This window comes from Cellulosimicrobium sp. Marseille-Q8652 (genome assembly GCF_965112045.1).
The window spans coordinates 567,164-589,173 of sequence record NZ_CBCOPS010000001.1 but is presented as its reverse complement, the minus strand read 5'-3'; the positions used below and the strand labels follow the sequence as shown (position 1 = coordinate 589,173).

Genomic DNA, 22,010 nt, shown 5'->3' with positions numbered 1-22,010 from the left:
CGTCGACGATGCTTCCGACAGCCCCGTGCCTCGTGCGTGGCACAGTTGACCCATCCGGGCCCGGGAGGGCACGGAATCCCGAAGGAGTGAGCAGCTTGCCGGTGACGATGCACGACGTGGCGGCCCGCGCCGGTGTCTCGGTCAAGACGGTGTCGAACGTCGTCAACGCCTACCCGCACGTGCGGCCCGAGACGCGTCGACGCGTCGAGGAGGCGATCGAGCACCTCGGCTACCGGATGAACGTCTCCGCCCGGAACCTGCGCACGCGGCGCACCGGGATGATCACGCTCGCGGTGCCCGAGCTGTCTCTCCCGTACTTCGCGGAGCTCGCCGACTCGGTCATCCGGGCGGCGGAGTCCCACGGGTACACGGTGCTCATCGAGCAGACGAACTCGACCCGTGAGCGCGAGGCGCAGGTGCTGTCCGGGCGGTACCAGGACATGACCGACGGCGTGATCTTCTCGCCGCTCGCCCTCGGACCGTCCGACCTGCCGTTGTTCGACGTCACGTTCCCGCTCGTCGTCCTCGGCGAGCGCGTCTTCGGCGCACCGGCGGACCACGTGACGATGAACAACGTCGCCGCCGCGCGCGCCGCGACGGCGCACCTCCTCGCGCTGGGACGGCGCCGCATCGCCGTCGTCGGGGCGCACGCGGGCGAGGCCGTCGGCTCCGCGGCCCTGCGTCTCGAGGGATACCAGCAGGCGCTCGCGGACGCGGGCATCGCGTTCGACCCGCGCCTCGTCGGCGAGGCCGGCCTCTGGCACCGCGCGACCGGCTCCGAGACGATGGGCCGGCTCCTCGACTCGGGCGTCGAGATCGACGCGGTCTTCGCGCTCAACGACGCCATGGCCCTCGGCGCGCTGCACGCGCTCCACGCGCGCCGCGTCGACGTCCCGGGCGACGTCGCGCTCATCGGCTTCGACGACGTCGACGACGTGCGCTACTCCGTGCCGACCATCTCGTCGGTCTCCCCGGGCCGTGAGCAGATCGCCGCGCGCGCCGTCGAGCTCCTCGTCGCGCGGATCGACGCACGGGGCGCGGGCGAACCGGCGCCGTTCCGTCGCGTCGTCCCCGACTCGTCGATCGTCGGCCGCGAGTCGACCGGCGACGTGCCCGCCGGCGGCGGCGAGAAGGTCGTCGCCGTCCAGGAGGGTCGCGTCGAGACCGTCGAACCCGTCCGCGAGCAGATCGCCGGCTGACGGCGTCGGCGGAGGGCAGCTCCGGTCGCCCGGAGGGGCCGGGTGCCGTCGGTCAACTTGGGTAAAGGGAGTCCTGGAACGACGAACTCATGTCGGCAGCAGCTCGCTGTGGGTGTCGGACGGCGCGGACGACGGCGAGACCTGCGCCGTCCTGCGGGATCGGTACATCAGCGCAGCGGCGGAGCGACGGGCCCGACTCGGCGCTACCGAACGTGCCGAGTCCGTTCGGCTGCTGGCGTTGTCGAAAGACGAGCGCACGCGCCGCTTGACCGATACGGCACCTGCAACCTGAGGAACGGGCGCCACGGGCGACGGACGCGCAGACGTCGGCCCGAGCCGGCGATCACGGCGATGTCGCGCGTCTCCTGATGCACGACTGCCAAGTAGGTCCTGAGACAAGGCGATCCCCGCCAGGTAGGCCCTGCGTCGGGTGAAGTGCCACGTGGGAATGCCAGCCGATGTGCGACATGGATGCCAGGGACCACTAGGGTCGAGCGAGACAAAGCCGGCCCTCGGTGCGGCGTTGAACGTGCACGAAAGGAAAGGGTCACGGATAGGGAAACAGGTCCTCGAATGGCCAACTGGCGATCATGCTGGCGAGCGACTGTCGCTAGCGACGCCGGCGGCGAGGTCGACAGACGTGGATGGGAGTTCACTGGTCGTAGCGGCGAGGTTGTCTGGGCCGTATCTTGCGACGATGGTGGGCCCGTTCCCGTCCTTTCGTCTGTTCGCGGCATGGGGCAGCTTCCACCTAGCGACGAGCTGACGGAGATGACTCGCGAGGCCGTCTCTGATCTCCTCGCCGCGGCCGGCTTCGCGGATGAGGTCGGGTGGGTGACGGCGAACATCGCCGCCGCGCTCCTGTTTGCTTCGCTCGATGTGGCGTCGTGGGAGGGCGAGGAGTGGGCGCTGGAGTCCGGCGACAACGACGCGCCCCTTGCCTGGGCGACCGCGGATGACTTCCGCACCCCATTTGCCTGGCTGCGCGCGCGGACAACCGAGCAGAACGCGGTCGTCGGCGTCTACCAGGACGACGCCGCATTCGGCCTGGACTTCTCGCCACGACGGCAACCTCGGATGCTGCCCGACGTCGATGCTGGCTCCATGCGATCACGACGCGGTATCCCGGTTGTCCATGGACGGCTGACCCAGGTCGACGCCCTCTACGACACAGTGGCCGACGGTCTCGCTTCACCAGGTCGAGGTGTTCTGACGGAGGTTCTGATCCGGGGCGACAACGGGTCGGCCCTTCTTGTCGCTGCTGAGGCGTACTCCCGTGGCGAGTGGCATCTCTACGACGAGTCGGTCGTCATCCTCGCGGATATGGCGGTGGCCGACTCCCTGGCCTGGATACCTCGCCGTCAGCAGTGGCGCGCGAGCCCAGCAGTGCGCTGGTGACCTTTCACGACGAGCGTCTGTACCCGTTTCAGATGCACCGTCACGAGTAGATGGAGTCAGCGAGGAGCAGGCGTGATGGCTCACCGCACCGCGGACCTGACCCCGAACGGCACCGACCGACTACCGCGCCGAGGTCCCGTCGAGGCGGTCGAGGCGGCCGTCAGCGAGCAGACCCGTCGCGAGCACGGGGACGCTGAGGCCCAGCAGCGGGCCGAGCACCGGCAGGTAGATCAGCACGACCGCGACGACGGCGCACGTGACGAGCATCGCGACGGCCACGAGCGGCCCGATCGCGGGGGAGAGGACGAGGTAGCGCCACGTGGGGGCCCACGGTTCGTCGTAGCGGCGGGTCACGGCGGGCAGGTAGGCCGTCACGACGAGGACCCACAGCGCGACGACGACGCCGCCCGTGCGCAGCGCCGCGGCGGCGGGGCCGTCCATGACACGCAGCACCTGGGCGTCGAGCAGGAGGACCAGGGCCGCGGCGATGACGGGGAGGCCGAGCAGCACCGTCCGGCGCCACGCGCCCGTCCAGGCACCCCAGAAGTCGCGCCACAGGTGGTCGGAGGGGTCGCCGTCGACCAGGCGTGCGAGGAGCAGCCCACCAGCGTGCAGGGCCGGCGCGAACCCGGCGACGACGAGCCCTGCCACGGTCCCGGCGAGCATCAGGAGGTTGATCGCGACGAGCTGCGTGACGAACCGCAGCACGGTCATGACACGCCCGGCCCAGCCGGGTACCTCGTCGCCGGACGGGCGACGCTCGTCGAGCGGCCGCCGGCTTCTCGTGTCGTCGGGGTCCGCGGTGCGGGGCCGGGCCGAGTCGGTCATGCGTCGATGGTCCCAGGGCTTGGGGCGTCGGTGCGCGTTCCCGCGACCACGCGCCCGTCGGACCCGATCGCGACGACCGACGGTGCCGGACGACCGCGCACGGCGTCCCACGACGGGAAGGCGACCGCGGAGACGGGGGTGCCGGCCGTCGTCGTCCAGGTGAAGCGGCCCTCGCCGAGCGCGCGGGCCGAGCCCGGGGCGACGTCGAGCCGCGCGCGCCGGGCGTCCTGCACGACGTCCGGGCGGTCCGCCAGGTGGAGGAGCTCCCACGCGCCGTCGAGGACGTCGGCGCTCGTGGGCCAGAGCGCGGTGTCGTCCACCTCGCGGTCGGGGCCGGCCCAGGGCTGCGGCGCGACGAGCGGCCAGCCGTCGTGCGTCCACACGAGCCGGCGCACCTCGACGCGGTGCTGCGCCGGGTCCTCGGCGTCGCGCACGTGGTGCACGAGGAGCTGGCGACCGGGTTCGGTGAGGACCGACGCGTGGCCCGGGGCGAGGACGCCCGGACCGCCGGGGAACCGGTGGCTCGCGAGGACCGTCGTGCCGACCTCGTCGGGCGGCGCGTCGAGGTCGCGCAGGTCGTGCCCGGCGCGGTCGCGGTAGGGGCCGGTGACGGAGTCGGCCACCGCGACGCGCAGGTGGTAGGTGGAGAACAGCGACCCGTAGCTCACGAGCATCGCCCAGCCGCCCCCCGGGCGGGGGAGGACGAACGCGCCCTCGACGGCCCCGTCGACCGCGCGGGGCCGGCGCGCGAGGAGCGTGCCGGGAGCGTCGTGGAGCGTGCCGGGCGCGGGCTCGTCGGCGACGAACCCCGTCTCGGGGTCGAGCCGGAGCGCGTGGATCCCGGCGAAGAACGACCCGTACACGAGCCAGTGGCTCCCGTCCGCCTCGGTCACGACGTTCGCGTCGATGGCGTTGGGGTGCTCGAGACCTTCGGGTGCGGGGACGTGCTCGCTCGCGACGACGACACCCCAGTCGGTCCACGGGCCGCGCGGGTGCGGGGCGGTCGCGAGACCGATGGCGGACCGGCGCGAGCCGAAGGTCGACGCGGAGTAGTACATGCGCCACTCGTCGTCGACGCGAACGACCTCGGGCGCCCACAGCCCGGCCGCGCCGGACCACGCCGCCGCCGGCCCGGGCACCCCCGCGAGCGCCCAGCCGTGGAACTCCCACGTGACGAGGTCGGTCGAGCGGCGGACCTGGACGCCCCCGGGGACGGGGCCGTCGGCGGACGCGTCGGTGGAGAACAGCCAGTACGTGCCCTCGTCGTCGACGACGGCCGTCGGGTCGTGCGCGTGGCGCGCGCCCCAGTCCGGGGTGTCCGGGGTCTCCGGCGGAACGGGGCGGGTGGCGTCGGGTGCGCCGAGGGAAGACGCACCCGACGCCGCGGCCGCCGTGGTCGGCGTGGTGGAGGCGGCCACGCTCAGCCCTTCGACCCCGTGAGCGCGACGGACTCGATGATCTGGCGCTGGAAGACCAGGAACACCACGAGGATCGGCAGGAGCGCGACGAACGACGCTCCCATGATCAGCGGGTAGTCGCGCTGCGTGGCGAACTCGACGTTGAGGTTGGCGATGACCACCTGGATGGTCTGCTTCTCCGGGGAGTTCAGGTACAGGATCGGCGCGAGGTAGTCGTTCCAGACCGTCATGAACCAGAGGATGAACTGGGCGGCGATCGCGGGCCGGATCATCGGCATGATCATGACGCGGAAGACCTGGAAGTACGACGCGCCGTCGAGCTTCGCCGCCTCGACGAGGGAGTCGGGGACCGACTGCAGGTACTGCCGCAGGAAGAAGATCATGACGATGTTGCCGAACAGCAGCGGCACGATGAGCGGCAGCAGGGTGTCCACCCAGTGCAGCCGGGAGAACATGACGAACTGCGGGATCATGACGGTCGGGAACGGGATCATGATGCCGGTGAGCAGCGCGATGAAGATCGCGTTCTTCCCCGGCAGGCGCATCTTCGCCAGCGCGAACGCCGCGAGCGCTGACGTGAAGGACCCGACGACCGTCGCCGTGACGGACACGATGATGCTGTTCCTGAAGCCGGAGAGGATCGGCGCGTCCGACCACATCCGCACGTAGGTGTCCCACTGCGGGTCGGAGGGCCACCACACGGGCGGCAGCGCGAAGACCTCGGCCTTGGTCTTGATCGACGTGGTGAACATCCACAGGAGCGGCGCGATCATCACGACGGCGAAGACGCTCAGCACGACGAGCAGGACGATGTTGGTGACGCGGTAGCGCGTGGCGCCGCCGGCGAGGGGGGTGCTCATGGTGGTGTCTCCTGCCCTCAGTCGATGCTGAAGCTGTTGCGCCGGTTGAGGCGGAACTGGATGAGCGTGATGACGAGGATGATCAGCCCGAGGACGACGGCCATCGCCGTCGCGTAGCCCATCTGCTGGTACTTGAAGGCCTTGCGCACGATGTACCAGACCACCGTCGCGGAGCTGAACTCGGGGCCGCCGGTCGGGGTCATGATGTTGACCTCGGTGAAGAGCTGGGCGCCGCCGATGACGTTCGTGACGACGATGAAGAACGTGACGGGGCGGACCATCGGCAGCGTGATGGAGCGGAACTTCTGGAAGCCGTTCGCGCCGTCGAGCGCCGCGGCCTCGTAGAGCGACGCGGGCACCGACTGGATCGCCGCCAGGTACAGCAGCATCGAGTACCCGAGGCCCTTCCAGACGGCCATGATGATGATCGCGGGCTTGACGGTCGCGGTGTTCTGGAGCCAGTCGGGACCGTCGATCCCGAACCACGACAGCACCTGGTTGATCAGGCCGAAGTCGCCGTTGTACGCGAACTGCCACACGATGGCGATCGCGGCGAGCGACGAGATCACGGGCACGTAGTACACCGTGCGGAAGAACGTCCGACCGGGCAGGCGCCGGTTCAGCGCGATGGCCAGCATCAGCGCGAGGACGATCCCGATCGGGATGCCGATCATGTAGAAGAACGTGTTGAACAGGCTCTTGTGGAAGTACTCGTCGGTGAGGAGCGTCGAGTAGTTCTCGAGCCCGACGAAGCGCATGGGCCCGAGCCCGTTCCAGCTCGTGAAGGACGCGTAGACCGCGAAGCAGAGCGGGTACAGCGTGAAGGCCAGGAAGCCGAGCACCGGCGCGGCGACGAAGGCCAAGGCCCAGCGGTGCTCCGTGCGGTGCAGGTGCCGGCGCTGCTTCGCGCTGCGCAGCGCCGGGGGCGGCGGTTCCACGCCGGGCGGGCTCGTGGCGTCGTCGGTGACGTCCGCGATCTGCGTCATCGGGGTTCCTCTCGGGGCTGGTCCGGGTGTGCCCGACCGTGCCGGTCCGCGACCGGGCGGTCGACCGTCGGTGGCACGGCCGTCGGGGCGACGCCCGACGACCGTGCCGGACGGTCAGCTCCCGGCCGCGGCCTGCTCGGCGTTGGCGTTCGACTCGTCGAGCAGCGTCTGCATCTTCGGCTGCGTCTCGGCGAGGTAGTCGGCGGCCGTCGTCTTGCCGTCGAGGACGGGCTGGATGTTGACCCACAGCTCGTCGTACCACTCCGCGCCGTACGTGAAGGCGGCGGGCATCGCGCGCCCGTAGTCCTCCACGATGTCGAGGAACTCCTGGCGGTTCGCCGGCTCGGCGTCGGGCGCGGCGGCCCACTCCTGCGCCATGTCCTTGAGGTTGGGCACCTGGATGTTCGCGTCGACGAGCGTCTGCTGCGCGTCGGGGTCGGTCGACAGGTAGGTCGCGAGCTTCACGGCGTTCTCGGCGTCCGACGTCGTCGCGGACACGCCGATGCCCAGCGAGCCGATCCACGTGGCGCTCTCCTCGCCGCCCAGGGACGGCCAGGGGATGAGGTCGTACTCGAACTCGAGGTCGTTGTAGACGCTGACGTCCCACGGCCCGACGGGGAAGAAGCCGATCTCGCCGGCCATCCAGCGCTGGTAGGTGTCGAGCGTCGCCGCGTCGGACGCGGACGGCGTCACGCCCTCGACGTTGGTGAGGTCGGCGAAGGCCTGGAGCGCCTCGGCGAACTCGGGGGTGTCGACCGTGACCTCGGTGCGGTCCTCGTTCGTCCAGTCCCCGCCGTTGCTCCACACCATCGACTGCAGGTTCCACTGCACGTTGAGGCCGGTGCCCCACTGGTCGACCGCGCCGTCGCCGTCGGTGTCCGTCGTGAGCTGCTTGCTGATCGCGACGAACTCGTCCCAGGTGAGGGGGACGTCCTTGTCGGGCAGGGGGATGCCCGCGGCCTCGAGCATCGTCTTGTTGTACCCGAAGGCGAACGGGCCGACGTCCTTGGGCAGGCCGTAGAGGCGGCCGTCGGGCGTGCCCTGGAGCGTGCCGTCGAACCGGTAGGAGTCGACGCCGTACTCCCAGATGTTGTCGAGGTCGACGCCCTGCTCCTCGACCTGGTCGGTGATGTCCATGAGCACGCCGGAGCCCACGTAGGACTGGAGGGTCGCCTGCTCGACGTAGAAGACGTCGGGCACGTTGTTGCCCGAGACGGCCGCCTGGAGCTTGGTCGCGTACTGGTCGGCGTCGGTGACGATCATCTTCACCTCGACGCCGGTCTCCTCGGTGAACTTCGCGATCGCGGCCTCGTACGCCGCCTTCTCGTCCGGGCCGCCGCGGAACATGAACGTGAGCCCGTCGTCCCCGCCGGAGCCGCTGCTGCACGCCGCCGTGCTCGCGACGATGATCCCGGCCATGACGCCGGCCATGAGTCGTGACTTCCTCATCACGGTTCCTCTCGGTCCTGTGGTCGCGGGGGCGACTGTCGGTGGGGCGGAGGGTCCCGCCACGGACGTCGTCGTCGACCTCTCGTTTACATCGATGAAAAATCTCGATGGGGAGCACGGTTGCACACCGCCCGCCGCACGGTCAAGCGCGCCTCGTCACGGATTTGCAACGATGTAGAAGTCGTCGCCACCTCGATCGTCCCGGGCTTGACGAACCCTGCTCCGCCCCTGCACCATCACGGTCTACATCGTTGTAGAAGTCGCCTCGGTCACCGACGAGGGGCGCCTGTCCGCCCGAGAGGGGTCCCGCACGCCATGCACCGTACCGCGTCCTTGACGCCCCCCATGGGGTGGAACTCCTGGGACGGCTTCGGCACCACCGTGACCGAGGCCGAGGTCCTGGACAACGCCCGCTTCCTCGCCTCGGACATGGCGAGCGCGGGCTGGTCGACGGTCGTCGTCGACATCCAGTGGTACGAGCCGACCGCGCGCGCCGGCGGCTACAACCCCGCCGCGCCGGTGCTCCTCGACGAGCTCGGTGTCCAGCGCCCGGTCCCCGCGCGGTTCCCCTCGGCGGCCGGCGGGGCAGGCTTCGCGCCCCTCTCGCGGCAGGTGCACGACCTCGGCCTGCAGTTCGGGGTGCACCTCCTGCGCGGCATCCCGCGGCGCGCCGTCGACGCCGACCTCCCCGTGCCGGGGACTCCGTACCGCACGGGGCAGATCGCCGACCGGTCGAGCACGTGCCCGTGGAACGGCGACAACTACGGTCTCGACCTCGCCCACCCCGGCGCTCGGGCCTGGCTCGACGCCCAGGTCGACCGCGTCGTCGGCTGGGGCGTGGACCTCCTCAAGGTCGACGACATGCTGGCGCCCTACCACGCCGACGCGGTCGAGGCGCTCGCCGCGGCCGTCGCGCGCGCCGAGGACCGGCACGGGCGCGAGGTCGTCCTGTCGCTCTCCCCGGGGACGTCGTTGTCCCTCGCCCACCTCGACCACCTGCGCCGGCACGCCGACATGTGGCGCGTGAGCGACGACCTGTGGGACCGGTGGGACGACGTCGAGGCGCAGCTCGCGCGCATGGCGCGCTGGGCCCCGCACCAGCGTCCCGGCGCGTGGGCCGACGCCGACATGCTCCCCCTGGGACGCATCGGCCTGCGCGCCGAGCGCGGCGAGCCGCGCGAGAGCCTGCTCACCGAGGCGGAGCGCCGCACGATGCTCTCGCTGTGGTGCCTCGCCCGCTCGCCGCTGTTCGTGGGCGGGCACCTTCCCGCGTCCGACGCGGCGACGATCGCCGACCTCACCCGGACCGACGTGCTCGACGTGCTCCTGCGGTCCTCCGGGGGCCGCGAGCTGCTCCGCGAGGGAGACACGGTCGTGTGGGGCGCCGCCGGCGACCGCACGCTCGACGGCGTGCGCTGGGCCGGGATCTTCTCGACCGCGTCGTCGCCGCGCCGCGTCACCGTGCCCGCGGCGTCCGCGGGGCTCGCCGTCGGCAGGGCCGGCGTGGCGCCCGGGGTGCGCGACGGCGGGCGTCGGGTCGACGGCGCCGGACCGGTCCTCGTGGACGTCTGGACCGGCGAGCGCGTCCCGCTCGTGCCCCCGAGCGCCGCGACCGGCGGCGACCACCTCGTCGACGTGGACGTGCCCGCGCACGGCGTGCGTCTCCTGCGCCTCGACCCCTGACCCGATCACCACCCCCGTCCCGACCACCGACCCGCACGACCCGACCGGCGCCGCACCCGGCGCCGTCCCGCACCGTCCCGGAGGACCCCATGCACGCCGCCACCGTCACGCTCGACCCGGCCTTCGTCGTCGGGCCCGTCCGGCCCCGGACCTTCGGCTCGTTCGTCGAGCACCTCGGCCGCTGCGTCTACACGGGCATCCACGACCCGGGCCACCCGACCGCCGACGCCGACGGGTTCCGTGGCGACGTCCTCGACCTCACGCGTGAGCTCGGCGTGACGACCGTGCGCTACCCGGGCGGTAACTTCGTCTCGGGCTACCGGTGGGAGGACGGCATCGGACCGGTCGACGCGCGCCCGACGCGCCTCGACCTCGCGTGGCACTCGAGCGACCCGAACACCGTCGGGGTCGACGAGTTCATGCGCTGGGCCGCGAAGGCCGGCGTCGAGCCGATGATGGCCGTGAACCTCGGCACGCGCGGCGTCCAGGAGGCGCTCGACCTGCTCGAGTACTGCAACGTCCCGGGCGGGTCCTTCTGGTCGGACCGCCGCCGCGCCAACGGCGTCGAGGAGCCGTACCGGATCCGGATGTGGTGCCTCGGCAACGAGATGGACGGCCCGTGGCAGATCGGCCACAAAACGCCGCAGGAGTACGGGCGCCTCGCGGCCGAGACCGCACGCGCGATGCGCATGATGGACCCGGGCGTCGAGCTCGTGGTCTGCGGTTCGTCGAGCTCCGACATGCCGACGTTCGGCGAGTGGGAGCGGGTCGTGCTCACGGAGGCGTACGAGCACGTCGACCACGTCTCGGCGCACGCGTACTACTGGGAGGAGGACGGCGACCTCGCGTCGTTCCTCGCCTCGGCCGTGGACATGGACCACTTCGTCGAGTCCGTCGCCGCCACCGCGGACCAGGTGCGAGCGGCCGGCAAGCACTCCAGGCGGATCAGCATCTCGTTCGACGAGTGGAACGTCTGGTACCAGAAGCGCGCCGAGTCGCGGCCGCCGTCGGGCGACGACTGGCCCGTCGCGCCCGTGCTGCTCGAGGACCGCTACAACGTCGCGGACGCGGTCGTCGTCGGCAGCCTGCTCGTCTCGCTGCTGCGCAACACCGACCGCGTGCACGCGGCGTCGCTCGCCCAGCTCGTCAACGTCATCGCGCCGATCATGACCGAGCCGGGCGGCCGGTCCTGGCGCCAGACGACGTTCCACCCGTTCGCGCTGACCGCGCGCCACGCGGCGGGCGACGTGCTGCGCGTCGCGGTGCAGTCGCCCGCCGAGGAGACGGCACGCTTCGGCGACGTCCCCGTGCTCGACGCCGTGGCGACGCACGACCCCGCGACCGGTGACGTGGTGCTGTTCGCGGTCAACCGCTCGACCACGCGTGCGGTCGACCTCGACGTCGACCTGCGCGGGTTCCCCGGGCTGCGCCTCGTCGAGGCGCTCACGCTCTCGAACCCGGACCACACGTGGCAGGCGACGGCCGACGACGCGACGAGCGTCGTCCCGGTCGTCAACACGTCGGCGAAGGTCGCGGACGACCGCGCACGCGCCGAGCTCCCCGCCGTCTCGTGGTCCGTGCTGCGGCTGGCCCGGGCGTGAGCCGAGCCCGGGTGACGCGGCGGCGCGCAGGACGGTCCGTCGTCGTGCGCGCCGTGGTCGTCGCGGTCGTGCTCGTCGGGGTGGCCGCCGCCGGTGTCCTGGCCGTCGTGCGGCCGTGGGAGCCCGTGACGGGGACGGCGATCCCCGTCACGGGCGACGTGCGGGTCCACGACCCGGCGCTCGTCGCCGGCGCGCAGGGCGAGCCGTGGTTCGTCTACTCGACCGGTGACGTGCGCGTGGGCTTCGGCGCGCCGCAGGTCCGCCGGTCCGACGACGCGGGACGCACGTGGGAGGACGCGGGCACCGCGTGGGACGCGAGCGGCGACCCGCGGTGGGTGCGCGACGAGATCGACGGCGTCGGGAACTTCTGGGCGCCGGAGGTGGTCGAGCACGACGGCACCTGGTACCTCTACTACTCCGCGTCGACGTTCGGCTCGAACGACTCGGCGATCGGCGTCGCGACGGGGTCGACGATCGACCCGGCGGACCCGGGGTACGGGTGGACGGACCAGGGCGCCGTCGTGCGGTCGCGCCCGGGCGAGGACGACTTCAACGCGATCGACCCCACCGTGGTCGAGGACCGCGACGGCTCCCCGTGGCTGTTCTTCGGCTCGTTCTGGGGCGGGATCCAGGCGGTGCCGGTCGAGTGGCCGAGCGGGAAGCCCGCCGAGGGCGCGGAGCCGGTGACGGTCGCGTCGCGCTCCGGCGTGCCCGACAACGCGATCGAGGCCCCGGCGCTGCTCGAGCACGACGGCTGGTACTACCTCTTCGTGTCGTGGGACTCGTGCTGCCGCGGGACGGACTCGACGTACCGGGTCGCCGTCGGGCGGTCGCGCGACGTCGCGGGACCGTTCCTCGACGCCGAGGGCACGGACATGGCGCTCGGGGGCGGGACGGAGCTCCTCGCGTCGGACGGGTGGGCGATCGGCCCGGGCGGGCAGTCGGTGTCCGAGGCCGACACCGCGGACGTGCTCGCGTTCCACTACTACGACGAGCGCGAGGGCGGCGACTTCCGGCTCGCCCTGCACGAGCTCGGCTGGACCGACGACGGCTGGCCCCGGGCGGCGCCCGTCGGGTGAATTCGCTGTGGGCGCGCGCCCGCCGGCCCCCGTGTTCCCGGGCGGGGAGCCGGTCGTGATCCAACCGTGACCGGAAAGACTTTCGCTCGGCCGCGTGTGAGCGCTAACATCTCCGCCCAGGGGGGTGTTAGCGCTCACATCCGTGCCCTGTCGCACGGGTGCGCTGATCGCTCGGAGGGTACGGAGGTCGGAGGGCCGGCAGGTAGCTCGCAAGGGTTACCGAACGGTGATCCGCGACGCGGCCCGAGGGGCTTGCGGCGAGGCGGTGACACCGCTAGACAAGGACACATCTGAACACGTACGAACAAGAGTCAACAGCCCGATGGCGGGCTGGCACGAAGGAACGGGACCTCGGCACGGCGCCGAGGGCCGCATCTCAAGGAGGAGAGCATGTTCAGCACGACCACGGCGCGCACGCGCCTGACCGGAATCCTCGCCGGCGCGGCGGTCCTCGCGCTCGCGGCGTGCAGCAGCGGCGGTGACACGGGCGACGACGGCACCGCGGACAGCGGCGGCGGCAGCGGTGACACGATCACCGTCGGCTTCTCCCAGGTCGGCGCCGAGTCCGGCTGGCGCGCGGCGAACACCAAGTCCATCCAGGACACCCTCACCGCGGAGAACGGGTTCGACCTGAAGTTCTCCGACGCGCAGCAGAAGCAGGAGAACCAGATCCAGGCGATCCGGTCCTACATCGCGCAGGGCGTCGACGTCATCGCGTTCTCCCCGGTCGTCGAGTCCGGCTGGGACTCGGTGCTCGAGGAGGCCAAGCAGGCCGGCATCCCCGTCGTCCTCACCGACCGCGCCGTGGACTCCGAGGACGAGACGCTCTACGAGTCGTTCATCGGGTCCGACTTCGTCCTCGAGGGCGAGATGGCCGGCGAGTGGGTCTCCGAGAACGTCGCGACCGAGCCGATCAACGTCGTCGAGCTCCAGGGCACGACGGGTGCCGCCCCGGCGATCGACCGCAAGACCGGGTTCGAGGACGCCACGGCCGACAACCCGAACGTCACGATCATCGACTCCCAGACGGGCAACTTCACGCGCGCCGAGGGCAAGACGGTCATGGAGGGCTTCCTCCAGGCGCACGACGACATCGACCTCGTCTACGCGCACAACGACGACATGGGTCTCGGCGCGATCGAGGCCATCGAGGCCGCGGGTCTCGTCCCTGGCGAGGACATCAAGATCGTGACGATCGACGCGGTCAAGGACGGCATGCAGGCCCTCGCCGACGGCAAGATCAACTTCATCGTCGAGTGCAACCCGCTGCTCGGCCCGGACCTCGCCGACATCATCAAGAAGGTCGTCGCCGGCGAGGAGGTCGAGAAGCGCATCGTGGTCGAGGACCAGTCCTTCACGCAGGAGCAGGCGATCGAGGCCCTGCCGACCCGCGAGTACTGATCCCGACGGAGCGCGCGGAGCCCTGCCGGGTTCCCGCCCGGGGGAGAGCGCGGTAGCGTTCCCCCACCCCGAGGACCGGCCGCGCGCCGGGAGCCCATCGAGGCCCCGGCGCGCGGCCGCCCAACCAGGCACGGCCGGTCGACGTCGACCGGCCGCCGTCGACCGCACGGAAGGTCAGCGATGACAACCCCCAGCCCGGACGGTCCGCCCGTCGTCGAGATGACCGGGATCTCCATCGAGTTCCCCGGCGTCAAGGCGCTCGACGGCGTGGACCTCACCCTGCGCCCCGGCGAGGTGCACGCCCTCATGGGCGAGAACGGCGCCGGCAAGTCCACGCTCATCAAGGCGCTCACCGGTGTCTACTCCATCGACTCCGGGCGCATCGTCGTCGACGGGGTGGAGCACACGTTCTCCGGCCCCGGCGAGGCGCAGTCGGCCGGTGTCTCGCCGGTGTACCAGGAGGTCAACCTCTGCGAGAACCTCTCGGTCGCCGAGAACATCATGCTCGGCAACGAGGCGCGACGCCTCGGGGCCATCGACTGGCGCACGACCCGTCGGCGCGCGGGGGAGATGCTCGCCCGGCTCAACCTCGACATCGACCCCGCGTCGTCGCTCTCGTCGCACTCCCTCGCCGTGCAGCAGCTCGTCGCCATCTGCCGTGCCCTCGTGGTCGACGTCAAGGTGCTCATCCTCGACGAGCCCACGTCGAGCCTCGACGCGGACGAGGTCGCCCAGCTCTTCGCGGTCGTCCGGCGGCTGCGCGACGACGGCGTGGCCATCCTCTTCGTGTCGCACTTCCTCGAGCAGGTCTACGAGATCTCCGACCGCATGACGGTGCTGCGCAACGGGCGGCTCGTCGGCGAGTACCGCACGGCCGAGCTCCCGCGGCTCGAGCTCGTGTCGAAGATGATCGGCACGTCCCTCGAGGTGCTGTCCGCGCTCGAGGAGACCCCCAAGCGCTCGGTCGCCGACAACGCCGACGTCACCCCCTTCGTCCAGGCCGTGGGCGTCGGGCGCAAGGGCTCGATCCAGCCGTTCGACCTCGACGTCTACCCGGGCGAGGTCGTCGGGCTCGCGGGCCTGCTGGGCTCGGGGCGCACCGAGCTCGCCCGGCTCCTCGCCGGGGCGGACCACGCGGACTCCGGGCAGACGGTCCTCGACGGCACGCCGGTCCGGCTGCGGACGCCCCGCGCCGCGATGCAGCGGAAGATCGCGTTCTCGTCCGAGCACCGCAAGGCCGAGGGCATCGTCGGCGACCTGACGATCCGCGAGAACATCATCCTCGGCATCCAGGCGGAGCGGGGCTGGCTGCGCCGGGTTCCCACGCGCCAGGCGGACGAGCTCGTGACGAAGTACATGGAGGCGCTGTCCATCCGGCCCGCCAACCCGGACGCGCTCATCAAGAACCTCTCCGGCGGCAACCAGCAGAAGGTCCTGCTGGCGCGCTGGCTCGCGACGGCGCCCCGGCTGCTCATCCTCGACGAGCCCACGCGCGGGATCGACGTCGGTGCGAAGGCCGAGATCCAGAAGCTCGTCGCGCAGCTCGCGAGCGAGGGCATGTCGGTCGTCTTCATCTCGGCCGAGCTCGAGGAGGTGCTGCGGCTCAGCCACCGCATCGCCGTCCTGCGCGACCGCAAGAAGGTCGCGGAGATCACCAACGACGACGACGTCACGGTCGAGGACGTCGTCGAGCTCATCGCGAGCGGAGGGTCCGACTCATGACCGCCACGACGCCCACCTGGCGCCGCGTCACCCAGCACCGGCTGTTCTGGCCGTTGGCCGCGCTGGCCGCGCTGCTGGTGGCCAACACGATCAACCGGCCGAGCTTCCTGTCGGTCGGCGTCCGGGACGGCCACCTGGAGGGTTCGCTCGTCCTGCTGCTGAAGAACGGCGCGCCGCTCCTGCTCGTCGCCCTCGGCATGACCCTCGTCATCGCCACGCGCGGCATCGACCTGTCGGTCGGTGCGGTCGTCGCGATCTCCGGCGCGGTCGCGCTGACCTTCATCGCCTCGTCGCCGGACCCGGGCAGCGTCACCACCGTCCTCGTCGCCATGGGGCTAGCCCTCGCGCTGTCGTTCGTCCTCGGCCTGTGGAACGGGTTCCTCGTCGCGGTCGTGGGCATCCAGCCCATCATCGCGACGCTCGTCCTCATGATGGCCGGCCGTGGCATCGCGATGCTCATCACGGGCGGGCAGATCACGACCGTGACGAGCGCGCCGTTCAAGACGCTCGGCTCGGGCTTCTGGCTCGGCCTGCCGGTCGCCGTGCTCGTCGCCGGGGCGGTCTTCGCGGCCGTGGCGGTCCTCACCCGGCGGACCGCGCTCGGGATGCTCATCGAGTCCGTCGGCATCAACCCGGCGGCGAGCCGGCTCGCGGGCGTACGGTCGCGCAGCATCATCTGGACGGTCTACGCGGTGTGCTCGCTCTTCGCGGGCCTCGCGGGCCTCATGATCTCGTCCGGCACCATGGCGGCCGACGCGAACAACGCCGGTCTGTTCATCGAGCTCGACGCGATCCTCGCCGTCGTCATCGGCGGCACGTCCCTCGCCGGTGGCAAGTTCTCGCTGTCCGGGACGCTCGTCGGCGTCCTCATCATCCAGACGCTCACCTTCACCGTGACGCTGCTCGGCATCTCCCCGTCCGTGACGCCGCTGTTCAAGGCCGTCGTGGTCATCGCCGTGTGCCTCGCGCAGTCCCCGGTGGTCCGTGACAAGCTCGCGGCCCGCCGTCGCCGAGCCGCGCCGAACGCGGCCGTCGCAGCGGAGGTGGGTGCCTGATGTCCGCCGTGCAGACCCCCGCCCCCACCTCGTCTCCCGGCCCTCGGGGTGCCGGTCCAGCCACCCCCGGAGGCAGCACGACCATGGCAGCGCGACTCGGCCGGTTCCGTCTTGACCGGCGCTACCTGCCCGTCCTCGGGACGCTCCTCGTGCTCGTCCTCATGCTCGTCGTGGGCGGCAGCCGGTACGAGAACTTCCTGTCGGCGCGCGTGATCTCGAACCTGTTCATCAACAACTCGTTCCTCATCGTGCTCGCCGTCGGCATGACCTTCGTGATCCTCACGGGCGGCATCGACCTGTCCGTCGGCGCGGTCGTCGCGCTCTCGGGCATCACGACGGCGTCGCTGCTGCAGAGCGGCTGGCCCGTCGCCGTCGTCATCGCGATCTCCGTGCTGATCGGCACCGTCCTCGGGCTCGCGGTGGGGCTCATGGTCCACGTGTTCGAGATCCAACCGTTCATCGCGACGCTGGCCGCGATGTTCCTCGCGCGCGGCCTGTGCTACGTCATCAGCCTCCAGTCCATCCCCATCACGGACGAGTCCTTCGTCGCGCTCGCGAGCTGGAGCCAGGAGATCGGCGACGGCTGGCGCCTCACGACGGCCGTCGTCATCGCTCTCGTCGTGGTGGCGATCGCCTTCTTCGTCCTGCACTACACGCAGTTCGGCCGCACGGTCTACGCGATCGGCGGCGGCGAGCAGTCGGCGATGCTCATGGGGCTTCCCGTCGCCCGCACGAAGGTGCTCGTGTACGTGGTGAGCGGTACGTGCGCCGGCATCGGGGGACTGCTCTTCGCGATGTTCTCGCGGTCGGGCTACTCGCTGACCGGTGTGGGCATGGAGCTCGACGCGATCGCGGCCGTGGTCATCGGCGGCACGATCCTCACGGGCGGGACGGGCTTCGTGCTCGGGTCCGTCCTCGGCGTGCTCGTGCTCGGCCTGATCCAGACGATCATCACCTTCGAGGGCACGCTGTCCTCCTGGTGGACGAAGATCGTCATCGGCGTGCTGCTCCTGATCTTCGTGGTCCTGCAGCGCGTGCTGGTCGTCAGACGGCGGTGAGCGCGGGCGCCGGGTCCGTCCCGTCACGTGCCGGCAGTGCCGGGGCGTGGCGGGACGGGGCCGGCGCGGCGCGCGTCTGGACCTCCGGTCGTCCGGAGGCACCGCAGAGCTGGACGGGGCCGGCACCCCGGGTCGCGCGGGCACGCCCGTGCCCGCGCGACGCCCGCGACGAGGACCCTTGTCAGATGTGAACGCTCACACTACGGTGGGCGCGAGTCTGTTAACGCTCACACGGATGGCACGGACCACGTCTCTCAACGAGGAGAGGAAGGCCATGGATCACCCCCAGGACCCCCTGCACAGCCGAGCGCGGAGGTGGCGCCGCACGGTCGCCGTCGCGCTCACGTGCGGGCTTGTCGGCACGGTCGCGCTCGCGTCGTCGATGCCGGCGTCCGCCGCGGAGCCCGACCTGCCCGCCGGCGCGTGGGTCGACGCGTTCGACGGCGCCGAGCTCGGCGCCGACTGGACCGTCGTCAACCCGGTGCCCGAGGCGCTCACCGTCGACGGCGGCGCGCTCACCCTGCGCTCGCAGCCGGGCGACACGTGGCAGACGAACAACACCGCCAAGAACGTCGTCGTGCTCGACGTGCCGGCGGGCGACTTCACGGTCGTGACGCACGTCGAGGCACCGGTCGACCGCGTCTACCAGGGCGCGGGCCTCATCGCGTGGCAGGACATGGACAACTACGTCCGCTCCGGCCTGACCTTCGTCGGCGATCTCGCGCCCTCGGGTCGCGCGATCGAGAACGACGTCGAGTCGGGCGGCGTGTTCGCCGCCGACTCGTTCACGGACCGGCCCGGCTCCACGGGCGAGACGCTGCGCATGCAGCGCTCCGGCGACACGATCACCACGTCGTACTGGGACGGGACGGCGTGGCAGCCGGCCGGGTCCGTCGAGGTCGACTTCCCGACGACGCAGGTCGGGCTCTACGCGCTCGCCGCGCAGGACGGCACGTCGCACACCGCCGTCTTCGACTACGTGGCGCTGACGGCGGCGGAGGGCGCGGACCAGGTGCCCGACGGCGCGTTCACGCTGTCCGGACCGGGTGACGCCCGGTACCTGGTCGCCACCGACGACGGGCTCGCGCTGGACGACGAGCGTCCCGCCACGACCGTCGCGCTCGAGGCGACCGCCGTCGACGGCGCACCCGGCACGTCGCCGGTGACGCTCGCGGTCGGCGACCGTCCCGTCGTCGTCACGGGTGACCCGGAGCCCCGCCTCGCCCTCGGAGGCGCGGGCACGGACGGCACGGCGCTGCGGATCACCGACGCCGGCGGCGGGAAGGTCTGGCTGCGCAGCGCCGCCGACCCCGAGCAGTACGCCGGCGTGCGCGCGCAGGACGGCGCGCTCGTCCTCGGCGCACGCGACGCGGCCACGCCGCTCACGCTCACGCCGTCGGCGAGCGCCGACCACGAGCTCACGGTCGACCTCGCGGGCGAGCGGACCGAGATGAGCGACGAGCTCTACGGCATCTTCTACGAGGACATCAACTACGCCGCGGACGGCGGGCTGTACGCCGAGCTCGTGCGCAACCGGTCCTTCGAGTTCAACAACCAGGACAACGCGTCCTTCACCGGGCTCACCGCGTGGAGCGCCGCGAACCGCGGCGGGGCCACCGCGACCACGCAGGTCGTGAACGACGCCGGCCGCCTCAACGCCACGAACCGGAACTACCTCAACCTCACCACCACGGCGGCCGGCGCCGGCGTGCGCAACGCGGGCTACAACACGGGCCTGTTCGTCGAGGAGGGGGAGTCGTACGACTTCTCCGTCTGGGCGCGCTCGGCCACGGCGCAGACCCTCACGGTGCGCGTCGAGGACGAGGCCGGGACGACCGCCTACGCGACCGGTCAGGTCGCCGTCGACGGCTCGAACACGTGGAAGAAGTACGAGCTGACGCTCGACGCGACGGGGACGACCAACGCCGGCCGTCTCGCGCTGCTCTCCGGCGCCGCCGGCACGCTCGCCGTCGACCAGGTGTCGCTCTTCCCGCAGGACACGTGGGTCGGCCCGGTCAACGGGCCGTCGGTGCTGCGCAAGGACCTCGCGGAGAAGATCGAGGCGCTCGACCCGCAGTTCGTGCGCTTCCCCGGCGGGTGCGTGACGAACGTCGGCACGTTCCGGACGTACGAGGAGTCGGGCTTCACGGACCGTCGCCGCACGTACCAGTGGAAGGAGACCATCGGTCCGGTCGAGGAGCGCGCGACCAACTGGAACTTCTGGGGCTACAACCAGTCGTACGGGATCGGCTACCTCGAGTACTTCCTCTTCGCCGAGGACCTCGGCGCGACGCCCCTCCCCGTCGTGTCGGTCGGGGCCAACGGCTGCGGCAGCACCATCCCCGAGATGACCGACCCCGCGCAGATCCAGCGCTGGGTGCAGGACACCGTGGACCTCATCGAGTTCGCCAACGGCGACGTGACGACCGAGTGGGGCGCCGTGCGCGCCGAGCTCGGCCACCCGGAGCCGTTCGACCTCAAGTACATCGGGCTCGGCAACGAGGAGAACACGAAGACGTTCGAGGCCAACTTCCCGGCCTTCCGTGACGCCATCGCGGCGGCCTACCCGGACATCGAGATCATCTCCAACTCCGGCCCGGACGACACCGGCACGCGCTTCGACGAGCTGTGGGAGTTCAACCGCGAGCAGGGCGTCGACATGGTCGACGAGCACTACTACAACGACCCCCAGTGGTTCCTCGAGAACGACGAGCGGTACGACTCCTACGACCGCGAGGGCCCGGACGTGTTCCTCGGCGAGTACGCGTCGCGCGGCAACACGTTCGCCAACGCCCTCTCCGAGGCGGCGTTCATGACGGGACTCGAGCGCAACTCCGACCTCGTCCGGCTCGCGTCGTACGCCCCGCTGCTCGCCAACGAGTCGTACGTGCAGTGGTCGCCGGACGCGATCTGGTTCGACAACGACGAGTCGTGGGGCTCGGTCAACTACCACGTCCAGCAGATGTTCTCCGCGAACGTCGGGGACCAGGTCGTGCCGAGCACCCACTCCGGACCCGCGCCGGCGAGCTCGACGCTCGACGGCGGCGTCTTCCTCTCCACGTGGAACACGGCGGCGCAGTACGACAACGTGCGGGTCACGGACAACGCCTCCGGCGACGTCCTGTTCTCCGACGACTTCGAGGCCGGTGCGGACCGGTGGGAGCCGCAGGCGGGCACGTGGGCCGCGCAGGACGGCGCCTACGTCCAGTCGGCGACGAACGTCACCGACGCGCGCTCGATCGTCGAGGGCGCCTACGCGAAGGACTGGTCGAGCTACACGCTCGAGCTGGACGCCCGCAAGAGCGCCGGGTCGGAGGGCTTCCTCGTCGGCTTCGCCGCGGGCGGCCCCAACGACTACTACTGGTGGAACCTCGGCGGGTGGAACAACACGCGCCAGGCCCTCCAGCGGGCCTCGGGCGGCAGCGCCGGAGAGGTGAAGGCGGTCGAGAACCACAGCATCGAGGCCGGGCAGGCGTACCGGATCAAGGTCGTCGTCGAGGGCTCGACCATCGAGCTCTACCTCGACGGCGAGCTCCAGATGTCCTACGAGCAGGCGACCACCAAGTCCCTGTACCAGGTGGTCACGCGTGACGAGGACTCGGGCGACGTGGTGGTCAAGGTCGTCAACCCGACCGCGACCGCGGCGCGCACGCAGGTCCACGTGGACGGGCTGGCAGGCTCGGCCGGCATCTCGGACGAGGCGACCGTCACCGAGATGGTGGGCTCGCCGTCGGACACCAACACCAAGGCCGACCCCGAGCTCCTGGTGCCCGTCGAGCGGACGATCACCGGCGTGGGGGAGGACTTCTCGTACGAGTTCCCCGCGTACTCGATCACGTTCGTCCGGCTCCACGCGGAGCAGGCCGCCCCGGAGCTGGACCTCGACGTCACCGCGCAGGCGCGCTGCCTCGCGGGCAAGGCGTACGTCGCGGTGCGGGCCACGAACGGCGAGGACGTCCCCGTGGACGTCACGCTCGCCACGCCGTTCGGCACCAGGGCGGTCGCGGACGTCGCGCCGGGCAAGAACGCGTACCAGTCGTTCGCGACGCGCGCGGTCTCCGTCCCGGCCGGTTCGGCGACCGTGACGGGCACGGCCGTGGTCGACGGCGACGAGGTCACGTCGAGCGTCGACGTCGCCTACGACGCGCTCGACTGCGGCTGAACACCGTGAGGTAGAGCCCGGGTACCGACGGCCGCCCCGCCTCCGCGGGCGGGGCGGCCTCGGTGCTCGGGCTGCCGCGCCGTCACCTCGGGCGTTCGGCCGGCGGTCTCC

At 71.4% G+C, this 22,010-nt stretch carries 15 protein-coding genes; 10 read left to right on the top strand and 5 right to left on the bottom strand.

Features of this window, described 5'->3' with window-relative positions:
• The first annotated feature begins 107 nt into the window (after positions 1-107).
• Positions 108-1,199, top strand: coding sequence for a LacI family DNA-binding transcriptional regulator (locus ACWPWV_RS02570; protein ID WP_454042792.1), 1,092 nt, complete (start codon positions 108-110; stop codon positions 1,197-1,199).
• A gap of 771 nt (positions 1,200-1,970) precedes the next feature.
• The gene (locus tag ACWPWV_RS02565; RefSeq protein WP_454041400.1) at positions 1,971-2,597 is read left to right on the top strand and encodes a hypothetical protein; all 627 of its coding nucleotides are present in this window, start codon (positions 1,971-1,973) and stop codon (positions 2,595-2,597) included.
• A 120-nt stretch (positions 2,598-2,717) separates the two neighbouring features.
• On the opposite strand, the gene ACWPWV_RS02560 is transcribed toward ACWPWV_RS02565, so the two are convergent.
• The 5 genes from ACWPWV_RS02560 to ACWPWV_RS02540 form a co-directional block, all read right to left on the bottom strand.
• The gene (locus ACWPWV_RS02560; RefSeq protein ID WP_454041399.1) at positions 2,718-3,425 is read right to left on the bottom strand and encodes a YesL family protein; all 708 of its coding nucleotides are present in this window, start codon (positions 3,423-3,425) and stop codon (positions 2,718-2,720) included.
• On the bottom strand, positions 3,422-4,843 hold the full coding sequence (locus tag ACWPWV_RS02555; protein ID WP_454041398.1) for an arabinan endo-1,5-alpha-L-arabinosidase: 1,422 nt from the start codon (positions 4,841-4,843) through the stop codon (positions 3,422-3,424). The genes ACWPWV_RS02560 and ACWPWV_RS02555 overlap by 4 nt, the downstream gene beginning before the upstream one ends.
• A 2-nt stretch (positions 4,844-4,845) precedes the next feature.
• Complete coding sequence (locus ACWPWV_RS02550) at positions 4,846-5,703, bottom strand: carbohydrate ABC transporter permease (RefSeq protein ID WP_454041397.1); 858 nt, start codon at positions 5,701-5,703, stop codon at positions 4,846-4,848.
• 17 nt (positions 5,704-5,720) lie between these two features.
• Positions 5,721-6,689 (bottom strand): carbohydrate ABC transporter permease, encoded by a 969-nt coding sequence (locus ACWPWV_RS02545; protein ID WP_454041396.1) that lies wholly within the window; start codon positions 6,687-6,689, stop codon positions 5,721-5,723.
• A 114-nt stretch (positions 6,690-6,803) separates the two neighbouring features.
• On the bottom strand, positions 6,804-8,138 hold the full coding sequence (locus ACWPWV_RS02540; protein WP_454041395.1) for an ABC transporter substrate-binding protein: 1,335 nt from the start codon (positions 8,136-8,138) through the stop codon (positions 6,804-6,806).
• A 315-nt stretch (positions 8,139-8,453) separates the two neighbouring features.
• On the opposite strand from ACWPWV_RS02540, the gene ACWPWV_RS02535 reads away from it, so the two are divergent.
• The 8 genes from ACWPWV_RS02535 (at position 8,454) to ACWPWV_RS02500 (ending at position 21,899) form a co-directional block, all read left to right on the top strand.
• Complete coding sequence (locus tag ACWPWV_RS02535; protein ID WP_454041394.1) at positions 8,454-9,821, top strand: glycoside hydrolase family 27 protein; 1,368 nt, start codon at positions 8,454-8,456, stop codon at positions 9,819-9,821.
• 89 nt (positions 9,822-9,910) lie between these two features.
• Positions 9,911-11,422, top strand: coding sequence for an arabinosylfuranosidase ArfA (gene arfA, locus ACWPWV_RS02530; protein WP_454041393.1), 1,512 nt, complete (start codon positions 9,911-9,913; stop codon positions 11,420-11,422).
• Positions 11,419-12,501: an arabinan endo-1,5-alpha-L-arabinosidase gene (locus ACWPWV_RS02525; protein WP_454041392.1), complete on the top strand. Its 1,083-nt coding sequence runs from the start codon at positions 11,419-11,421 to the stop codon at positions 12,499-12,501. Before arfA ends, ACWPWV_RS02525 begins: the two co-directional genes overlap by 4 nt.
• Before the next feature lie 390 nt (positions 12,502-12,891).
• Positions 12,892-13,902, top strand: a complete 1,011-nt coding sequence (locus ACWPWV_RS02520; protein ID WP_454041391.1) for an ABC transporter substrate-binding protein — start codon at positions 12,892-12,894, stop codon at positions 13,900-13,902.
• Between the two features lie 180 nt (positions 13,903-14,082).
• A complete protein-coding gene (locus ACWPWV_RS02515) occupies positions 14,083-15,624 on the top strand; it encodes a sugar ABC transporter ATP-binding protein (RefSeq protein WP_454041390.1) in 1,542 nt (513 codons plus the stop codon).
• Positions 15,621-16,679 (top strand): ABC transporter permease, encoded by a 1,059-nt coding sequence (locus ACWPWV_RS02510; RefSeq protein ID WP_454041389.1) that lies wholly within the window; start codon positions 15,621-15,623, stop codon positions 16,677-16,679. Before ACWPWV_RS02515 ends, ACWPWV_RS02510 begins: the two co-directional genes overlap by 4 nt.
• Positions 16,680-16,762: 83 nt before the next feature.
• A complete protein-coding gene (yjfF, locus tag ACWPWV_RS02505) occupies positions 16,763-17,737 on the top strand; it encodes a galactofuranose ABC transporter, permease protein YjfF (RefSeq protein WP_454041388.1) in 975 nt (324 codons plus the stop codon).
• A 274-nt stretch (positions 17,738-18,011) separates the two neighbouring features.
• On the top strand, positions 18,012-21,899 hold the full coding sequence (locus ACWPWV_RS02500) for an alpha-L-arabinofuranosidase C-terminal domain-containing protein (protein ID WP_454041387.1): 3,888 nt from the start codon (positions 18,012-18,014) through the stop codon (positions 21,897-21,899).
• The last annotated feature ends 111 nt before the right edge of the window (positions 21,900-22,010 follow it).